General features: G+C 74.7%; 14 protein-coding genes. 5 read left to right on the forward strand and 9 right to left on the reverse strand.

The genetic code is table 11. The features are described from left to right. Positions 1-21: 21 nt before the first annotated feature. Genes ACZ3YL_RS32765 through ACZ3YL_RS32775 form a run of 3 tightly spaced genes read right to left on the reverse strand, consistent with a single transcriptional unit; the run spans position 22 to position 5,731 of the window. Complete coding sequence (locus ACZ3YL_RS32765; RefSeq protein WP_465660910.1) at positions 22-4,329, reverse strand: AMP-binding protein; 4,308 nt, start codon at positions 4,327-4,329, stop codon at positions 22-24. Then, a complete protein-coding gene (locus ACZ3YL_RS32770; protein WP_465660912.1) occupies positions 4,326-4,913 on the reverse strand; it encodes a DUF6309 family protein in 588 nt (195 codons plus the stop codon). The genes ACZ3YL_RS32765 and ACZ3YL_RS32770 overlap by 4 nt, the downstream gene beginning before the upstream one ends. A 20-nt stretch (positions 4,914-4,933) precedes the next feature. After that, positions 4,934-5,731: a phytanoyl-CoA dioxygenase family protein gene (locus ACZ3YL_RS32775; RefSeq protein WP_317621183.1), complete on the reverse strand. Its 798-nt coding sequence runs from the start codon at positions 5,729-5,731 to the stop codon at positions 4,934-4,936. Positions 5,732-6,110: 379 nt separating this feature from the next. Between ACZ3YL_RS32775 and ACZ3YL_RS32780 the strand changes: the two genes are divergently transcribed. The 3 genes from ACZ3YL_RS32780 (at position 6,111) to ACZ3YL_RS32790 (ending at position 7,874) form a co-directional block, all read left to right on the forward strand. Beyond that, a complete protein-coding gene (locus tag ACZ3YL_RS32780) occupies positions 6,111-6,785 on the forward strand; it encodes a TetR/AcrR family transcriptional regulator (protein WP_188306232.1) in 675 nt (224 codons plus the stop codon). Positions 6,786-6,894: 109 nt separating this feature from the next. Beyond that, positions 6,895-7,089 (forward strand): DUF1918 domain-containing protein, encoded by a 195-nt coding sequence (locus tag ACZ3YL_RS32785; RefSeq protein WP_188306233.1) that lies wholly within the window; start codon positions 6,895-6,897, stop codon positions 7,087-7,089. 50 nt (positions 7,090-7,139) lie between these two features. After that, positions 7,140-7,874: a DedA family protein gene (locus tag ACZ3YL_RS32790; RefSeq protein ID WP_465660915.1), complete on the forward strand. Its 735-nt coding sequence runs from the start codon at positions 7,140-7,142 to the stop codon at positions 7,872-7,874. On the opposite strand, the gene ACZ3YL_RS32795 is transcribed toward ACZ3YL_RS32790, so the two are convergent. Then, a complete protein-coding gene (locus ACZ3YL_RS32795; RefSeq protein ID WP_465660917.1) occupies positions 7,871-8,611 on the reverse strand; it encodes a PIG-L deacetylase family protein in 741 nt (246 codons plus the stop codon). The genes ACZ3YL_RS32790 and ACZ3YL_RS32795 overlap by 4 nt on opposite strands. Positions 8,612-8,820: 209 nt before the next feature. On the opposite strand from ACZ3YL_RS32795, the gene ACZ3YL_RS32800 reads away from it, so the two are divergent. Beyond that, the gene (locus tag ACZ3YL_RS32800) at positions 8,821-9,840 is read left to right on the forward strand and encodes an MDR family NADP-dependent oxidoreductase (protein ID WP_465660919.1); all 1,020 of its coding nucleotides are present in this window, start codon (positions 8,821-8,823) and stop codon (positions 9,838-9,840) included. A 16-nt stretch (positions 9,841-9,856) separates the two neighbouring features. Further along, positions 9,857-10,249: a MerR family transcriptional regulator gene (locus ACZ3YL_RS32805; RefSeq protein WP_188306237.1), complete on the forward strand. Its 393-nt coding sequence runs from the start codon at positions 9,857-9,859 to the stop codon at positions 10,247-10,249. A gap of 19 nt (positions 10,250-10,268) precedes the next feature. Here the strand turns inward: ACZ3YL_RS32805 and ACZ3YL_RS32810 are convergent, their stop codons facing one another. The 5 genes from ACZ3YL_RS32810 to ACZ3YL_RS32830 form a co-directional block, all read right to left on the reverse strand. Continuing rightward, a complete protein-coding gene (locus tag ACZ3YL_RS32810) occupies positions 10,269-11,483 on the reverse strand; it encodes an MFS transporter (RefSeq protein WP_188306238.1) in 1,215 nt (404 codons plus the stop codon). Next, positions 11,483-12,043, reverse strand: coding sequence for a GNAT family N-acetyltransferase (locus tag ACZ3YL_RS32815; protein WP_188306239.1), 561 nt, complete (start codon positions 12,041-12,043; stop codon positions 11,483-11,485). Before ACZ3YL_RS32815 ends, ACZ3YL_RS32810 begins: the two co-directional genes overlap by 1 nt. Further along, a complete protein-coding gene (locus ACZ3YL_RS32820) occupies positions 12,040-13,245 on the reverse strand; it encodes a type III PLP-dependent enzyme (RefSeq protein ID WP_188306247.1) in 1,206 nt (401 codons plus the stop codon). The genes ACZ3YL_RS32815 and ACZ3YL_RS32820 overlap by 4 nt, the downstream gene beginning before the upstream one ends. Positions 13,246-13,394: 149 nt before the next feature. Further along, positions 13,395-14,843, reverse strand: coding sequence for a DUF6271 family protein (locus ACZ3YL_RS32825; RefSeq protein ID WP_465660922.1), 1,449 nt, complete (start codon positions 14,841-14,843; stop codon positions 13,395-13,397). Then, positions 14,825-15,901 (reverse strand): phytanoyl-CoA dioxygenase family protein, encoded by a 1,077-nt coding sequence (locus ACZ3YL_RS32830; protein WP_188306241.1) that lies wholly within the window; start codon positions 15,899-15,901, stop codon positions 14,825-14,827. The genes ACZ3YL_RS32825 and ACZ3YL_RS32830 overlap by 19 nt, the downstream gene beginning before the upstream one ends. Between the last annotated feature and the right edge of the window lie 299 nt (positions 15,902-16,200).

The following is a 16,200-nucleotide window of genomic DNA, read 5'->3' on the forward strand; positions in this document are numbered from 1 at the left end:
CGGGCCAGCGGGCGGGTCGGGTCAGCGGGGCGGCAGGTGACCGGCCTCCGCCGCCCAGGTCTGCGCGGCCGACCACCACTGCCGGCTCGGCGCGGTGAAGCGCACGCCCAGCCGGTCCAGCACCGAGGTGGTGTACGCGCTGTCCACCCGGACGTTGCGCTCCTCCTGCTGGGCCCAGGCGGCGGCCAGCCGGGCCGCCGTCGGGTGCTGCCGCTCGGCCCGGGCGAGGGCGGCGGTGAAGGTCTCGTCGTCGGTGAGCCGGACGGGCCGGCCGTGCGCGGAGAGCCAGCCGACGAGTTCGTCGTGCGGCGTCTCGTACGGGGTCTCGACGTGGTAGGCGCCGGGCACCGCGTACGGGTCGAGGGCGATCGCGGCGATCCCGGCGGCCACCGTGTCCACGTGCGAGAACGCGAAGGCGGTGCCCGGCCGGCTGGGGGCGGCGCCGGCCAGCAGGTAGCCGCGGACGAGCTGGTAGATCCGGTTGTCGCCGAGGTTGGCCTGGAAGGCGCCGGTCCGGCTGTGCGCGGCGATGTGGCCGCTGCGGTGGAGGTAGGCGGCGTGCCCGGTGGCCGCCCAGGCCCGGACGGCCTGCTCGGCCCGGTACTTGCTGCGCTCGTACGGGGTGCGGAAGTGCTGGCCGATCCACAGGTCGGCCTCGCTGAACCGGCGCGGCGGGCCGTCCACCCCGCCGGACACGGCCAGCGTGGAGACGTGGTGCAGCCGGGCCTGCGGGGTGTGCTCGTCGACCCAGCCGAGCAGCCGGCGCACCGCCGTGTGGTTGGCGCGCTCCAGGTCGTCGGGTGAGGCGACCAGCCGGACGTCCGCGGCCGCGTGCACCACGATCCGGGCGTCCCGGGCCCGTTCCAGCCCGGCCGGGGAGAGGCCGAGGCCGTCCCGGTCGATGTCCCCGGCGACGACGTGGGCCCGCTCGCCGGCCAGCCGCCGTACGGCCGCGGCGTCGTCGGCGGCCCGGACCAGGCAGGTGACCACCGCGCCGCGCCGCCGGAAGGCGTCCAGCAGGTGCCGTCCGAGGTAGCCGGTGGCGCCGGTGAGCAGCACCCGGGCGGGTTCGCGGACGGCGGCCCGGGCGGTGGGTGCGACCCGGGCGTGCAGCAGCTGCCCGGAGGTGGACAGCGGCGAGCGGACGGGCTTGTCCGCGGTGGGCCCGGCGAGGGCCCTGGCGAAGCGGTCGAGGATCCGCCGGGCGGCCGGATGGGCCACCGTGGGCCACCCGTACACCAGGTCGGCGACGAGGCGTTGCTCCACGATCCGTGCGGTGAGCCGCAGCCGGTACAGCGGATCGCCGCCGGCGCAGCGGGCCGCACCGGCCTGTTCGTCGGCGATGGTCCAGTCGAGCGCGGGTTCCTCGGGCAGCCGGAAGGTGCCGAGGAAGTTGAAGCCGACGTCCGGACGCGCCCCGGGCGCGTCCATCGGCCGGACGGGCGTCTCGCGCAGCCGTCGTGCCGTCTCCGCCGGGCCGGCCCCGGCCGAGGGGTCCAGTTCGACGTGCTTGACGGCGGTGAACCAGCCGACGGTGTCCAGGTGTTCGCCCGGGTCGCCGACGGTGTCCCGGCCGTGGGTCTCGACCTCCACCGCGAGCCGGGGCTCGCCGCGCCGGGGGCCGACGGCGCCGGCGAAGGCGTCCAGCAGGACGGCCTCCAGCCCGGCTCCGCCGCCGTGTCGGGCGACCAGTCGGGCGGTGGCGGCGGCGTCCAACGCCCAGCTGAGCGCGGCCGGTTGGGTGGGCGGGCCGGGATCGGCGGCGGGTGACACCGGAGCCGCCGGAGGGGCGGCCGCCGCCCACTGGTAGAAGTCGGGCGTGGGCGGCAGCTCGACCGGTCGCCGGTCGGACGCCCCTTCGTCGGACACCGCGCCGTCGGACACCCCTTCGCCGGACACCGCGCCGTCGGGCACAACCCGGCCGGGCACAACTCGGTCGGACACCGCGCCGTCGAGCACCGCGCGGTAGGCCTGGGCGAGGTCGTCCAGCAGGATCCGCCAGGACAGCCCGTCGACCACCAGGTGGTGGGCGATCAGCGCGAGCCGCTGGTCGGTGCCGGGCGGGCCGGTGAACAGGTGGGCGCGCAGCAGCCGGCCGGCCGCCGGGTCGAGGCTGCGGTGGAGTCCGGTGCAGACCCCGGCGACGGTGTCGGCGATCGCACTGGTGGCGCGGGGGATGTGGGAGTGGGAGAGCGGGTCGAGGTCCGTGACGGCGAGTGGTTCGCCGGGGCCGTCCGGGCGGACGGGTCGGCGCAGCGCCGGGTGGCGTTCCAGGACGGCCGCGAGGGCCGCCGAGAGCGCGGCCGGGTCGACGGCGGTGCGGCAGCGCAGCAGGACGGACTGGTTCCAGTGCCGCAGGTCGTCGACCGACCGCTGCTGGTACAACCAGCGCTGGGCAGGGGCGAGTTGACCGCCTCCGCGCTGCTGCGGCGCCGGACCGGCGGCGCCGACGGGCACGGCCGCCGACGCCAGTCCGGCGGCCGTCGGGTGCCGGTAGAAGTCCTCGTAGGCGACCCTCAGCCCGGAGCGCCGCAACAGGGCGATGGTGCGCATGGCGAGGATGGAGTCCCCGCCGAGGCCGATCACGTCCGTCCGCGGTCCGACGCCGGGCAGTCCGAGCGCGCCGGCCCAGAACCGGGCGATCTCCGCGGCCAGGCCGTCCCCCGCCGGCCCCGCCGGCTCGGCGCGGGCCTCGACGAGCCGGTCCACCAGCTCGGCCAGCCGGGCCCGGTCCAGCTTGCCGTTCGGCCCGAACGGGAAGTCGGGCAGCACCAGGATCGGCTGCGGCACGGAGTAGCCGGGCAGCCGGTCGCGTAGGTGGTCGACCAGCCCCGCCATCTCGACGGCCGGGTCCAACAGCCTTACTGTGCCGATCAGTTGGCTCCCGAACGCGGTCTCCCGCAGCAGCGCCGCGGAGCCGGCCACGCCCGGGTACCCGTCCATCGCCCGCTCGACCTCGGCGAGGTCGACCCGGTACCCCCGGACCTTCACCTGGCGGTCCGCCCGGCCGAGGAACACCAGGTGCCCGTCGGCCCGTCGGCGGCACAGGTCGCCGGTGCGGTACATCCGCCGGCCGTCCCGCCGGACGAAGCCGCGGGCGGTCTCCTCGGGCCGCCCGAAGTACCCGGCGCTGACGCCCCGCCCGCCGATCAGCAGCTCCCCGGCCGTACCGTCGGCCACCGCCCGCCCGGCGCCGTCGACCAGGGTGAGCAGCACCTCACCGATGCCGTCGCCGATCGGTACGGTCGGTTCCCCGTCGGGCAGTTGGCGGGCGGTGGTGGCCAGGAAGCAGGTCGCGCCGACGGTCGTCTCGGTCGGTCCGTAGTGGTTGACCAGCCGCTCGGTGACACCGTCGTCGAGCAGGGCGGCGGCGAGCGGACGCGGCAGGGCCTCGCCGCCGAGCAGCAGGGTGCGCAGCGGCGGGGTGCCGGCAGGGCGGCCCTCCAGCAGGGCGGTCAGGTGCGAGGGGGTGGTCTTGAGGGTGTCGACCCCGGCCCGGCGCAGGGTGGTCCAGAAGGCCGCCGGGTCCCGCACCTCGTGGTCGGGGACGACGTGCACGGAGCCGCCGGTGGCCAGGGCGAGCAGCCAGGCGGTGTGGCCGAGGTCAGCGGCGAGCGTGGTGACGTGCGCGAGGGTGGGGGCGTCGGCCTCGGTGAGTCCGAGCCGGTCGGCCAGCGCGTGCGCGTAGTGGACGGCGTTGGCATGGGTGACGGCGACCGCCTTGGGCTCGCCGCTGGATCCGGAGGTGAAGGACAGGTACGCCGGGTCCTCCCCGGTGGGCTCGCCGCCCAGCCAGGCCGGTCCGGCCGGGGGAAGGCCCGGATCGCCCGGACCGCCGGGACCGCCCGGAACGTCTGAGACGCCCAGCCCGCCCAGGACGTCCACCACCTCCACCCCGCCCCGGACCGGGCCGCCCGGCCTGCCCGGCCTGCCCGGTCCGCCCGGTCCGCCCGGTCCGCCCGGCCCACTCTCGGTGGCGAGCACCCGCCCCACCCCGACGGCCGCCAGCCGCCGGGCCAGGTCGGCCGCCGTCCAGTCCGGGTCGGTCAGCACGGCGGCCGCGCCGGAGCGCAGCACCCCGTGCAGCAGCACCAGCATCCGGGCGTCCCGGGGCCCGAGCAGGGCGACCCGGTCGCCGCGCCCGGTGCCGTCGGCGGCCAGTCGGGCGGCGATCCGCCCGGCGGCGGCGTCCAGGGTGCGGTGGTCGAGGGTGCGCAGGCCGTCGCTGACCGCGGGCCGGTCGGGGTGGGTGCGCGCGAGGTGGGACAGCAGCGCGCTGAGCGAGCCGGTGGCGGGGGTGGACCGGACGTGCTGCGTCGCGGAGGTCACGCCGGCTTGTCCCCCGTCCGGGCCCTCCGGGCCGATTCGGCCTGGACCGCCGATGGGGCGAGGACGGCCGGGTCGCCCGCCAAGTACCCGTCCAGTCCGGTGTGTTCGGACAGCCGGCCGGCCAGCTCCCAGGCCAGCATGCGGTGCAGGCCGTCGACGTGGATCAGTCCGCGCCGGACGGCCAGGCCCGCGTAGTCGCGGTGGTCGACCGGCGCGGTGGCGAGGTAGAGCGTGCTGAAGGGCGCCCGGCGGAGCAGCCGCAGCTTCGCCGCGCAGAGCGGGTTGGCCGCCGCCCAGTCGGCGCCGCCGGAGCGGACGCGTTCGGCCGCGCCGGCGACGGTCAGCCCGGTGCGCGGGACGAGTTCGCGCGCACCGCCCTCGCTGAGGTGCCAGGGCAGGACGACGCCGAGGACATCGGCCCGGGTGAGCCGGATCCGCCACCAGCCGCCGGGGATCACGGCGGCGCGTTCGAGGTTCTCCTCGCCGTACAGGTTGGTGTTCGCCTCGTGGGCCCGCTCCACCGGATGGTCCCGCAGGTAGGCGTCGTGCACCTCGGAGTAGGCGACGGCGGTGACGATCTCCACGGCAGTGCTCCTCAGACGGTTCAGACGGTTCCGGTGTACTCGGTGAAGTGGTGTTCCGCGAACAGGTCGGGCCACTGGCCGTCGGCCAGGTCCAGTTCGCGGGCCCGGGCGAGCATCCGCCGCCAGTGCGGCTTCACCGGGCGCCAGCGCGCTCCGACCTGGCAGTAGGAGGCGTCGATGAAGTAGCGGGGCCGGCCGGGCCCCTCGGGCGCCGGTCTGCGGGTGTGGAACAGTGCCGAGTTGAGCAGCACGGTGGTGCCGGGCGCCAGCCGGTCGAGGACCACCTCGCCGGGCAGTTCGCCGGTGCCGTGGTGGGCGTAGGCGCTCTTGTCGGCGGCGGTGCGGTGCGAGCCGGGCAGGACGGCCAGGCTGCCGACCGTGTCGTCCAGGCCGCCGAGGTAGTGCAGCGCGTGGACCATCAGCAGCGAGGGGTCGGCGCCGTCGTTCGGCTCGTAGTCGTGGTGCCAGGGCTTGCCGGGGATGTCGGGGGCCTGGCGGTCGCTGTGCAGGTGGTGGAAGACGAAGTTCGGGCCGATCAGGCCGGTCAGCGCCCGCAGCAGCGGCGGGTGGGTGAGCAGTTCGCCGTGGGCGGGGAGCTCCAGTTCCAGCACCGGGGGCGGCCCGTACCGGTCGGGGTCGGTGCAGGCGGCGATCGAGCGGGCCCGCAGGCCCTCGTCCACCCAGCGGTCCACCTCGGGGGCGAGGCGTTCGCGCAGTGCTTCGGGGAGCAGTCCGGGCAGGACCAGGTAGCCGGACTCCAGGAACTGACGGCGGTACTCGGTGTCGAGGGCCTCACGCCCGGTGGAGAACAACGTCACCGTACCGACCCCCTCCTTCCGTTCGACGGGACGCACAGCGGGTGCGTCGGGCAAGGGCACAACGGGACGCGGTACGGGCAAGGGGGCACACGGGTCCGTCCAGACTTCGGGTGGCGGCGGTGTCGCCCGTCGTCGCCACAGACAGCTGGGATCGCGGTCACCACGAAGAGGCACGCGATGACCACGCAAGGTGATTCCGCCCCAGGAGTATGAACCGGTCTTCGCGTCCACGACAAGAGCAATGCCAACCCGTGGACACCTTCCCGCCACCGTGCCGTTCAGCTCCGGCCACCAGTTGATTCCCTCCCCACCGGAAACTCCGGCCCTCCCCCGCCCCGATGATTCGCCGTCGGAACAGCGGATGCGGCAGAGTTGCGCCATGAGCGTTGACGCCCGGAGTCTCCAGCACAGCCCCGGACCGGCCAGGCGGCGGCCGGTCCAGCAGCGCAGCCAGGAGCGGTACGGCCGCATCCTGGACGCCTGCGCCGGGCTGCTGGACGAGGTCGGGGCGACCGCGCTCACCACCAAGGAGGTCGCCCAGCGCGCCCAGGTGCCGATCGGCACCCTGTACCAGTTCTTCGCCGGCAAGGAGGACCTGCTGGCCGCCCTCGCCACCCGCAACCTCGACCACTACCTCCAGCGCCTGGACGCCCGGCTGGCCAGGTCGGTGAACCCGGTCGGCCCGGCCGGGTTCACCGACCTGGCCGTGGAGGAGTTCGTCGCGATGAAGCGCGCGGTGCCCGGCTTCGGACAGGTGGACTTCGGGCTGTCCGGCACGGCGGTCCCGGCCGGGGTGCGGGACGAGACCCACCTGCTGGACGCGAGCGTGGACAACAACACCGCCGTCGCCCTGCGGCTGCAGGCCCTCGGCGGCGAGTTGTTCGAGGCGGGCGACCCGGCGGCCACCACGCTCGCCCTGCGGGTCGCCCTGGAGGCGGCCGACGCGGTGCTCAAACTGGCGTTCCGGGGGGACCCTCAGGGCGATCCGGCCCTGATCGCCGAGTGCAAGCGGCTGGTGCGCGGTTACCTCGTGCAACGACTGCCCGCCCGCTGACGCCCGGCCCACCGGCCCCGCGCATCCCGTCCGTCCGAGCCGTTGCGAGGCCGTCGCCCGCGCAGCACAGTGGATAGCGGAAACGGCCGCACGACCCGAGGAGCAGACCATGCACGCAGCGGTAGGTGACCAGCTCCACATCCACAGCAGCCGGGTGGGTATGACGGACCAGACCGGCGAGATCATCGAGGTGCGCGGCACCAACGGCGAACCGCCGTACGTAGTCCGCTTCGACGACGGCCACGAGGGCCTGATCTACCCCGGCCCCGACTGCAACATCGAATCCCGCCTGGCGGAACGCTGACCCACCTCCCCACCACCCCGCGCCGCGCCCGGGCGAGGTGGTGAGGAGCGGTGTCCGCACCGACGACCCCCCTGCCCGGGGCGCTCTCCGGGCTCGCGCCACTGCTGGACCACTACGGGTACCTGGCGGTGGCGCTGCTCGTGCTGCTGGACAACTGCGGCATCCCGGTGCCGGGGCAGACCATCCTGGTGCTCGCCTCGGTGTACGCGGGCACCGGGCACCTGGACCTCGCCGCCGTCCTGCTGATCGCGGTGGCCGCCGCCACCGTCGGCAACAGCCTGGGCTACCTGATCGGCCACACCGGCGGGCGCGCCTTCGTCCACCGCTGGGGCCGGTACGTGCTGCTCACCCCGGCCCGGATGGAACGCGCGGACGGCTTCTTCGCCCGGCACGGCGGCAAGGTCGTCGCGGTCGCCCGCTTCGTGGACGGGCTGCGCCAGTACAACGGCATCATCGCCGGGACCACCGAGATGCCCTGGCGCCGCTTCTCCGTCTTCAACCTGCTCGGCGCCGTGCTGTGGACGGCCGTCTGGGGCACCTTCGGGTACGTCGCCGGGGCCAACATCGGGACGGTGTACCGGACGGCGATCCGCTACCAGCTCTGGTTCGCGATCGGGCTCGGCGTGCTGGTCGCGGTGTTCCTGCTGCGGCAGGTGCTGCGCTACCGGCGCCGGCGCCGCGAGGACGCCGACACCTCCGGCGACGGCGCCGCCGGGGAGGACGGCGCCTCAGGGGGTGACGCCGCCGGGGACGACTCGGCCAGCAACGGCTCGGCGCGCGGCTAGCCCAGCGGGAACACCTCGAAGGGCACCGCGAAGCGCGTCCCCAACCGGGTGCCCGCGCCCCGGCCGAAGCCCTCCAGGAACTCCCGGGGCTCCGCCATCGCCCCACCCAGCCCGGCGAGGTACGCCCTGTGCTCCGCCAGCGAGGCGACGCCCAGGTCGAAGGTGTCGGTGGAGTCCACCGCGTGCCGGGCCTCGGGCGAGGCGGCCGCCCAGATCTGCCGGACCCCGTTCCAGGGCTCGTGGCCCTCGTCCAGCAGTTCGCGGAACACCCAGCGGTTCCCGGCGTCGCGCACGCCGTCCAGGGTGGCCCGGCCGACCGCGATGTGGTCGGCCTGGTTGAGGAGCACCCCGCCGTAGGTGTCCCGGAAGTTGCTGGTGATCACGATGTCCGGGCGGTGCCGGCGGACCACCCGGGCGATGTCGCGGCGCAGCGGCAGGCCGTACTCGACCACGCCGTCCGGGTGGCCGAGGAACTCGACGGTCTCCACCCCGACGACGCGGGCGGAGGCGAGCTGCTCGGCCTCGCGCAGCGGTCCGCACTGCTCGGGGGCGAGCGAGTCGATGCCGGCCTCGCCGCTGGTGACCATCACGTAGATCACCTTCTTGCCCTGGGCCGTCCAGCGGGCGACGGCGGCGGCGCCGCCGTACTCCATGTCGTCGGGGTGGGCGACGATCGCCACCGCGGTCTGCCAGTCCTCGTCGACGGGCTCGAAGGGCTCGGGGACCTGCTCGGTCATACTGCTGTTCCCTCTCACGCGGCTCACCTGGCTCATGGTCATACGGTCGTACCGCAGGAGACTCTAGAAGGCGGAGGTCCCGAGGCCTCGTCAGACACCCGTCCCACCACCGGGCTTGGCTTGCCCCTGACGCACGCGTCAGGGGTTAGCGTCCGGGCATCCCGCGGCGGACCGGCCGCCGCACCCTCCCTCCCGCGAGGAGCCCCGTCATGCCCCTGCCCGGCACCGCCCGCGTCGTGCGACTGGCCACCCGTCCGCACGGACTGCCCACGCCCCGGGACTTCACCATCGCCGACGAGCCGCTGCCCGCGCCCGGACCCGGCCAGGTACTGGTCCGCAACAAGGCCTTCCTGGTCTTCCCCGGCCTGCGCACCCTGATCGGCGGCGAGGCCACCGGCGTGCCGCTCCCCGCCATCGACCCCGGCGACGCGCTGTTCGGCCCGGCCCTCGGCGAGGTGCTGGCCGCCCCGGACGGCGGGCCGCTGCGCCCGGGCGACCTGGTCACCCACCTCTCCGGCTGGCGGGAGGGGCTCGTCGCCGACGCGGCGCGGTTCACCCCCGTCCCGGCGGACTTCCCGGACCCGCTGGCCCTGGTCTCGGTCGGCTCGGCCGGCTACGGCGGACTGACCCGCACCGCCGCACTGCGCCCCGGAGACGTGGTGCTGGTGACCGGAGCGGCGGGCGCGGTCGGCACGGTGGCCGGACAGATCGCCCGGCTGCTCGGCGCCGCACGGGTGATCGGCACCACCCGCTCGCCCGCCAAGGCGAAGCGGCTCACCTCCGAACTCGGTTACGACGCCGCCCTGGTGCCCGGCGAACGCCCGCTCGCCGAGCAACTGGCCGAGGCCGCGCCCGAGGGCGTCGACGTGGTGCTGGACCTGGTCGGCGGCGACCAGCTGACCGCCGCCGTGGACGCGGCCCGGCGCGGCGCCCGGATCGCCGTGGTCGGTGCCCTGGCCGGCCAGCTCGACCCGGCGACACCGGGCAGCAGCGCGCCCGCCGTGATCGACGGCTTCCGGATCTGCGTCCTCGGCCTGACCCTGCGCGGCTTCACCGTCGCCGACCATCCGGATCTGGACGCCGAATGGCACCGGCGCCTCGGCGACTGGCTTCGCACCGGCGAACTCACCGTCCCCCACACCTCCGTCGCGGGCATCGATCAGGCCCCGCACGCGTTGGTCCGGTTGTTCACCGGCGACACCTTCGGAGCGACCCTCGTGGAGCTCTGAGCACCGAGGAGGCGGGATGCGGATCGGCGACGCGGCAGCCGCGGCGGGCACCACCCCCAGGGCCCTGCGCTTCTACGAACAGCGCGGCCTGCTGCCGCCACCGGCCCGCACCCCCTCCGGGCAGCGCGAGTACGGCCCCGGGGAGGTCGCCAGGGTCCGGGCGATCCGCCGACTGCTGGCCGTCGGGCTGACGGTGGACGACCTGGTCAGCCGGGTGCACCGGTTCGACCTGCTGGACGCGGACCCGCCCCGGCGCTGCTCCGCCGAGCCCGGCTCGGAGACCTTCGCCCCCGTGGTGTCCGCCCGGCTCGCCGCCCTGGACGCCGAGATCGCCCGGCTCACCGCCCTGCGGAACGGACTCGCCCGACTCGCCGCGACGGGGGACGCGGGCGGGCCGGGCGAGCACTGATGGGCCGTCAGTTCGACCGTCAGCTCGTCTCGACGGCGAGCCGGGCGGCCGGCCGGGGCTGCGGCCAACTGATCCGGGTGGCGCAGAGGGAGACGACCGCGGCGGAGGCGGCGACGGCGGCCATGCCCCAGACCAGGCTGGTGCCGCCGGCGATGAAGCCGATCACGGCGGGCCCGGCCAGCAGGCCGGTGGTGCCCATGGCGGCGACCAGGGAGAGCGCGTCGGGGCCCTGGCGGGCGGCGGCGACGTAGACGCACGGGGTGACGGCGGCGACACCGAGGCCGACGCAGGCGAAGCCGAGCAGGGTCGGTACGACGCCGCCGGCCAGCAGGGCCAGGGCGAGGCCGAGTCCGGCCAGCAGGCTGCCGGTGCGGACGATCCGGCCGTCGCCGAGGCGGGTGCGCCAGCCGTCGGCGAAGATCCGGGCGCAGACCATCATCACGGAGACGACGGCGATGCCCAGCGGCGCGATCCCGGCGCCCGCGTGCACCACGTCCTTGAGGTAGAGCGCCGACCAGTCGTTCATCGCGCCCTCGGTGACGGTGCCGAAGACCATCGCCAGACCCATCCAGAGGGTGGCCGCGGCGGGCAGGACGAAGCGGCGCTTCCGCTCCTTCTCCGTGGCCGCCGCGGGCTCGGAGCCGTCGGCTGCCGTCGGCCCGTCGGCCAGCAGGCCCGGCCGGGCGGCCACCACCAGCAGCGCCAGCAGCGCGGCGGCCAGGCCGAAGTGGACGGCGAGGGTGCCGGTGAAGGCGTTCACGCCGGAGGCCAGCAGGGCGGCCAGCAGCGAGCCGGCGCTGAAGGTGGCGTGCAGCCTGGACATCGTGGTGCGCTCGAAGCGGGCCTCCAGCGCGGCGCCCTGGGCGTTCATCGCGACGTTCAGGCAGCCGACCGCGACGCCGTCGCAGAACAGCACCAGCAGGGTGACCGGATAGTTCGGCACCACCGACAGTGCGAGCAGGATCACGCCCAGGGCGAGCGCGGACAGCACCGAGAGCAGCCGGGAGCCGAGCCGCCGCATCAGCACCGTGACCAGCGGGAAGGACACCGCCGCGCCGATCCCGCAGGTCATCAGCAGCAGGCCGATCTGGGCCTCGCCCAGGTCGAGCCGGGCCTTGAGCGCGGGCACCCGGGAGACCCAGGTCGCGTACTGCAGTCCGAGGACGAAGAACAGTGCGCCGATGGCCAGTTGGGACCGGCGGAACTCGTCGCGTGCGGGGGAGGACATGTGCATCAGCCCACTTCGGCTCTGGGCGCGGATCCGAGGGTCGGGTCCGCGGGATTCGGGGCGCGGTCCAGCGGCTTCGCCATGTAGACCGCCTCGGCGCCGTAGCTCGCGGGCAGTCCGACCTCGGGCCGGGCCCGGTAGCCCAGCCGGGTCCACAGCACCTCGGAGCCGCGCACGGCGACCAGCGAGAGGGTGCGGTGACCGGCCGCCCGGCCGGCCGCCTCCAGGTGCCGGAGCAACCGTGGGGCCAGGCCCCGGCCGCGGGCCCGCTCGGCGATCACCAGGTCGTGGGCGTGCAGGTTGCTCTGCTCGCGCCGCAGGACCGCGCCGTCGGAGGCCCGGCTGAGGTCCGGGCAGCGGAACAGCGGGTACGGCAGGGCGAGCAGGTAGCCGGCGAAGCCGTCCGCGTCCTCCAGCACGAAGCAGGTCGACGGCGAGGCGCGGTGCCGGGAGCGCAGCGCCTCGCCCCCCTCGGACAGGCCGCTGGCGGCGTAGGCCCGCTCCTCGGCGGCGATCACCTCGGGCCAGTCGGTGTCGCGGAGCAGCCGGATCAGGGTGTCGGTCATGGGTGTCCGCCGTCCGGCACCGGGCCGCCGACGCAGGTGTACGGCAGCGGTGCGAAGCCGTTGAACCCCTGGGTGGCGTAGGCGGTCGCGTACGCGCCGCAGGAGTGGATCCACACCGGGTCGCCGGAGGCGACCGCGCGCGGGACCCGTACCGGGCCGCCGTCCTGGGCGTACGCGTCGTCGCTGTCGCAGGTCGGGCCGGCCACCACGGCGTTGACGAACTGGCCGCCGGGGTGGGTGGGGAACTCCAGCCGGTACTGCAGCTGGTCCATCTCGTAGAGGCCGTTGAACTTGCCGCAGCTCAGGTAGAGCCAGTCCTCGCGGGTGCCGTCGAGCCGGTGGCGGGAGGAGAGCCGGGCGACGTGGGCGCGGATCGCGCCGTGGTCGGCGACCAGGTGGCGGCCGGGCTCCAGCAGGAAGTCCAGCGGGGCGGCGTTGACGGCGCGCAGCCGTTCCATGCCCTCGCGGAGCACCGTGAACATCTTGTCCAGCGGCGGTTCGAGCGGCCGGCCGCGCCGGTCGAGCACCCCGAGGGCGGGCAGTCCGCCGCCCAGGTTGATCCGCTCCGGGGTGATGCCGCGCCAGTTGAGCGCCTCCAGGACGGCCGCCAGCGATTCGATCGCCGCGGCCCAGGCCTCGGCGGTCATCTGCTGGGAGCCGACGTGCACGGACAGGCCGGACGGCACCAGCCCGGCGGTGCGGGCGGCGCCGAGCACCCGCAGGGCGTCCTCGGGCGAGCAGCCGAACTTGTGGCTGAGGCCCCACAGGGCACCCTCGCCGGTGGTCGCGATGCGGCAGAACACCCGTGAGCCAGGGGCGTGTTCGGCGATCGCGGCGACGTCCTCCAGGCTGTCGGTGGCGAAGTCGCGCACGCCCAGCCGGTAGGCCTCGGCGATGTTGCGGTCGGACTTGATGGTGTTGCCGTAGTGGATCAGTTCGGGGGCCACCCCGGTGCGCAGCGCCTGGGCGATCTCCTGCGGGCTGGCCGCGTCGAAGCCGGAGCCGAGCCCGGCGAGGTGGCCGAGCACCTCGTCGACGGGGCAGGCCTTCATCGCGAACCGGACGGCCACACCGGGCAGTTCGGCGCACAGCGCGGCGTACTGGCGGCCGATGCCGGCCAGGTCGTAGACGACGGTGTCCTCGGTGGCGGCGGCGAGCGCGGCGCGCAGGGCGCCGTGGTCGTGCTGGTCGGGGCGGGGCACGCGGTCGGCGTGCACGGTGGCGGCCGCGGTCGGGGCGCGGTGGTTGGTCCTCTCGTGCTCGGGCCGCTCGCGCGCCTCGGCGGGGTGACGCGGCTCGGTGGTCGGACGTGGTTCAGTGCGTGTCACGTGTGAGCTCCCGGTGCGGCTGGCTACCACGGCAGCCGGTCGGCGGGCGTGGTCTTGCTCGCCCGCACCAGCGGGCCCCACGCGTCGATCAGCAGGGCGAAGTCCTCGATGTCCGCCTGCGCCTCGTCGAGCAGCCGTGCCCGTCGGGGCGCCAGGTGGTCGGCGAACTCGGCGTACCTGCCGCCGAGTCGCCGGTAGCAGCGGTCGAGTTCGGCGAGTCGCCGGTGGTTCTCGGCGCGGTCCGTCGTGGCGCTGCGGCGGGCGGAGTCGGCGATCGCCGCGGGGCGGACGTGGTGGTGCTCGTCGAGCAGGGCCTCGCCGGCCCGTTCCATCTCGGAGTAGACCGGGTGGAGGTAGAGCATGGAGAGCAGGAACTTGGCGTAGCGCTCCTGGTAGGCGGTGAAGCCGGAGCCGGTGCGCCGTTCCGGGGTGTAGTAGTTGACGATGTGCCGGTTGTGGGTCACCCCGGGCAGGGTGGCGTCGTGCACGAGGTGGTGCAGGAAGTAGTCGCTGCCGATGGTGTCGGTGGCGGGCGGCAGCGGAACGCGTTCGTAGACCTCGTGGTCGAGGGCGATGTTGCACATGTCGATCCGCCAGATGTCGGGCCGGTCGAGCACGGCGCGGTCGGCGGTGAAGGGTTCGGTGCCGCCGCCGGTGAAGGACTCGGCGACGAGTTCCCGCCGTTCCTCCTCGGTGGCTCCGGTGGGCGCCCAGAGCGCGACCAGGTCGTGGTAGGTCTGCGGGTCGAGGGCGCGGATCTCGCCGAGGTCGACGGAGAGTTCGCCGATGAAGGAGGCGCCGACCAGGGCGACCGGCTTGTCGGCGTGCGCCGGGTCGAGGGTGTGCTCGGTGACGGCGGCGGCCGCGTCGGCGGCCTTGAGGCCGATGGTGGCGAGTTCGTGGTCGATCGGGAACACCGGTGCGCCGTCGTGCCACTGGTAGCGGCTGTCGGAGTCGCGGCGGTGCACGGAGGCGCAGCCGAGGGCGGCGGCCAGCAGGAACGCCCGGTTGGTGCAGGCGCCGTAGGAGACGGCGTCGGGGAGCATCAGGTCGAGCAGCTTCTCGGGCTCCGGGAGTCCGGCGTTCTCCGTCCCGGCGTTCTCCGTCCCCGCGTTCTCCGTTCCCGCGTTCTCCGTTCCCGCGTTCTCCGTCCCGGAGTTCTCCGCCCCGGCGCGCTCGAACACGGTGCGCTCGAACACGGCGCGCTCGAACACGGCGCGCTCGATCACGGCGCTCAGGAAGGCGCGTTGGGCGTCCTCGTCCAGGTGGTGGGTGACCACGCCCTCGGCGGCCGGGAGTGCGGCGACGGCCGCGGCGTGCCGGGCGCGGGCCGCCGGGTCGGCGGAGTCGAGCACCAGATAGTGCACCCGGACGCCGAAGGCGCGGGCGGCGTGGGCGGCTTCGGTGCCGATCGCGGTGATGGTGTCCGCGCACTCGCGGTTGGTGGGCAGGGTCAGGCAGACGGCGCGCACGGACGCTCCCCTTCGGGCTGCTCGAAGGTGCGGCCGGTCCAGGACCGCAGGCCGAGCAGCTTCTCGCCGAGTTCGGTGAGTTCGGCCGGTCCGTAGCGCAGCGCCTCGGGCCGGTCGGCGTCTCCGACCAGGGTGCGGTTCCAGTCGGGGGTGGAGAGGGTGCGCCAGGACTCCACCCGGGAGCGGCGCAGCGGCTCGGCCTCCTCCAGGGCGGGCATCATGGCGAGGTACTGCACCGAGCGCACGCCGTCCGCGGAGGTGTTGGGCGCGACGCCGTGGGCGAGCAGGCCGTTCCAGATCAGCAGGTCGCCGGCCTTCAACTCGGGCCGCACGACCGGGAACTCGGCGCGGTCGATGTCCGGGCGGATCGGGTCGCGGTCGGCGGGCTGGGTAGCCTGCCACTCGTTATGGCGGCGGAACAGCTCCGGGTCGCACTGGAAGCCGCCGTGGTCGGGGGCGGTGTCGTTGAGCGCGATGATGCCCTGGACGCGCTGCGGGAGCATGGCCCGGGTGGTGTCGACGTCCCAGTGGAGTTCGATGTCGAAGCCCTGCTCGGTGGGTTCGATGAGGGCGCGGTCGCGGTTGCGCACGTTCGGCGGGTTGAGGTTGAGCCGGTCGAGGGTGACCCACAGCTCCTCGCAGTCCCAGACGTCCACGAAGGCGTCGTAGACGCGCTGCGACTGGCGGCTGTCCCAGATGAGTTGGTGGTGGTAGGCCTCGACGAAGCCGTAGATGTGCAGGTGCTGGTCGAGTTCGTCGCGGTGGTCGCGCTCGCGGTACCAGTCCTCGGGGCGGTCGGGCGACAGGCCCTGGAAGTCCCAGGCGAAGTCGAGCAGTCGGCGTGCGGCCTCGGCCGGGATCGCCTGCTCGACGACGACGTAGCCGTAGGTCTGCCAGTGCGCGAAGTCCGCCTCGGAGAGCACCCGGAGCGGGTGCTTCTTGCGCAGTTCACGCAGGGCGGTTCCGGCGAGGTAGCTCTCGGTGTCGGCGCTGAAGTAGGGGCGCTGCGAGGCGGCCCGGTACAGATATCCCTCGGGGTGTTCGTCAGGGCTCGGCATGGGCGGTCACTCCGTGGTTCGTGGTCGATGCAGCGCTTCCTCGGGCGCCCGGTGCGGGCGCGGCGAGCCGGTGGCCGGTCGTCGGCCGGAAGGGGAATTCGTGGCGCGGACCGATGGCCCGTCCGCATGCGCTCCTTCTCGCCCCGGCCCCCGAGCGGCGCACTACGCCACGTCAGGGGGCCAACTCACCCGCCCGGCACGGGCACTTACCCCGCATCAGCCTTCGCCGGGCCGCGCTTCCCCATACGTTGGACTAGACCAACTAATGGTGTCAACCCTTTCCCGCAGGTAACCGATTG

Source organism: Kitasatospora sp. NPDC023176 (assembly GCF_055560495.1).

What these genes read in the sequence shown, in the direction of transcription:
- ACZ3YL_RS32780 (WP_188306232.1), top strand. Translation starts at nt 6,111, where the DNA reads ATGAGCGTTGACGCCCGGAGTCTCCAGCACAGCCCCGGACCGGCCAGG.
- ACZ3YL_RS32785 (WP_188306233.1), top strand. Translation starts at nt 6,895, where the DNA reads ATGCACGCAGCGGTAGGTGACCAGCTCCACATCCACAGCAGCCGGGTG.
- ACZ3YL_RS32795 (WP_465660917.1), bottom strand. Translation starts at nt 8,611, where the DNA reads ATGACCGAGCAGGTCCCCGAGCCCTTCGAGCCCGTCGACGAGGACTGG.
- ACZ3YL_RS32800 (WP_465660919.1), top strand. Translation starts at nt 8,821, where the DNA reads ATGCCCCTGCCCGGCACCGCCCGCGTCGTGCGACTGGCCACCCGTCCG.
- ACZ3YL_RS32805 (WP_188306237.1), top strand. Translation starts at nt 9,857, where the DNA reads ATGCGGATCGGCGACGCGGCAGCCGCGGCGGGCACCACCCCCAGGGCC.
- ACZ3YL_RS32810 (WP_188306238.1), bottom strand. Translation starts at nt 11,483, where the DNA reads ATGCACATGTCCTCCCCCGCACGCGACGAGTTCCGCCGGTCCCAACTG.
- ACZ3YL_RS32815 (WP_188306239.1), bottom strand. Translation starts at nt 12,043, where the DNA reads ATGACCGACACCCTGATCCGGCTGCTCCGCGACACCGACTGGCCCGAG.
- ACZ3YL_RS32830 (WP_188306241.1), bottom strand. Translation starts at nt 15,901, where the DNA reads ATGCCGAGCCCTGACGAACACCCCGAGGGATATCTGTACCGGGCCGCC.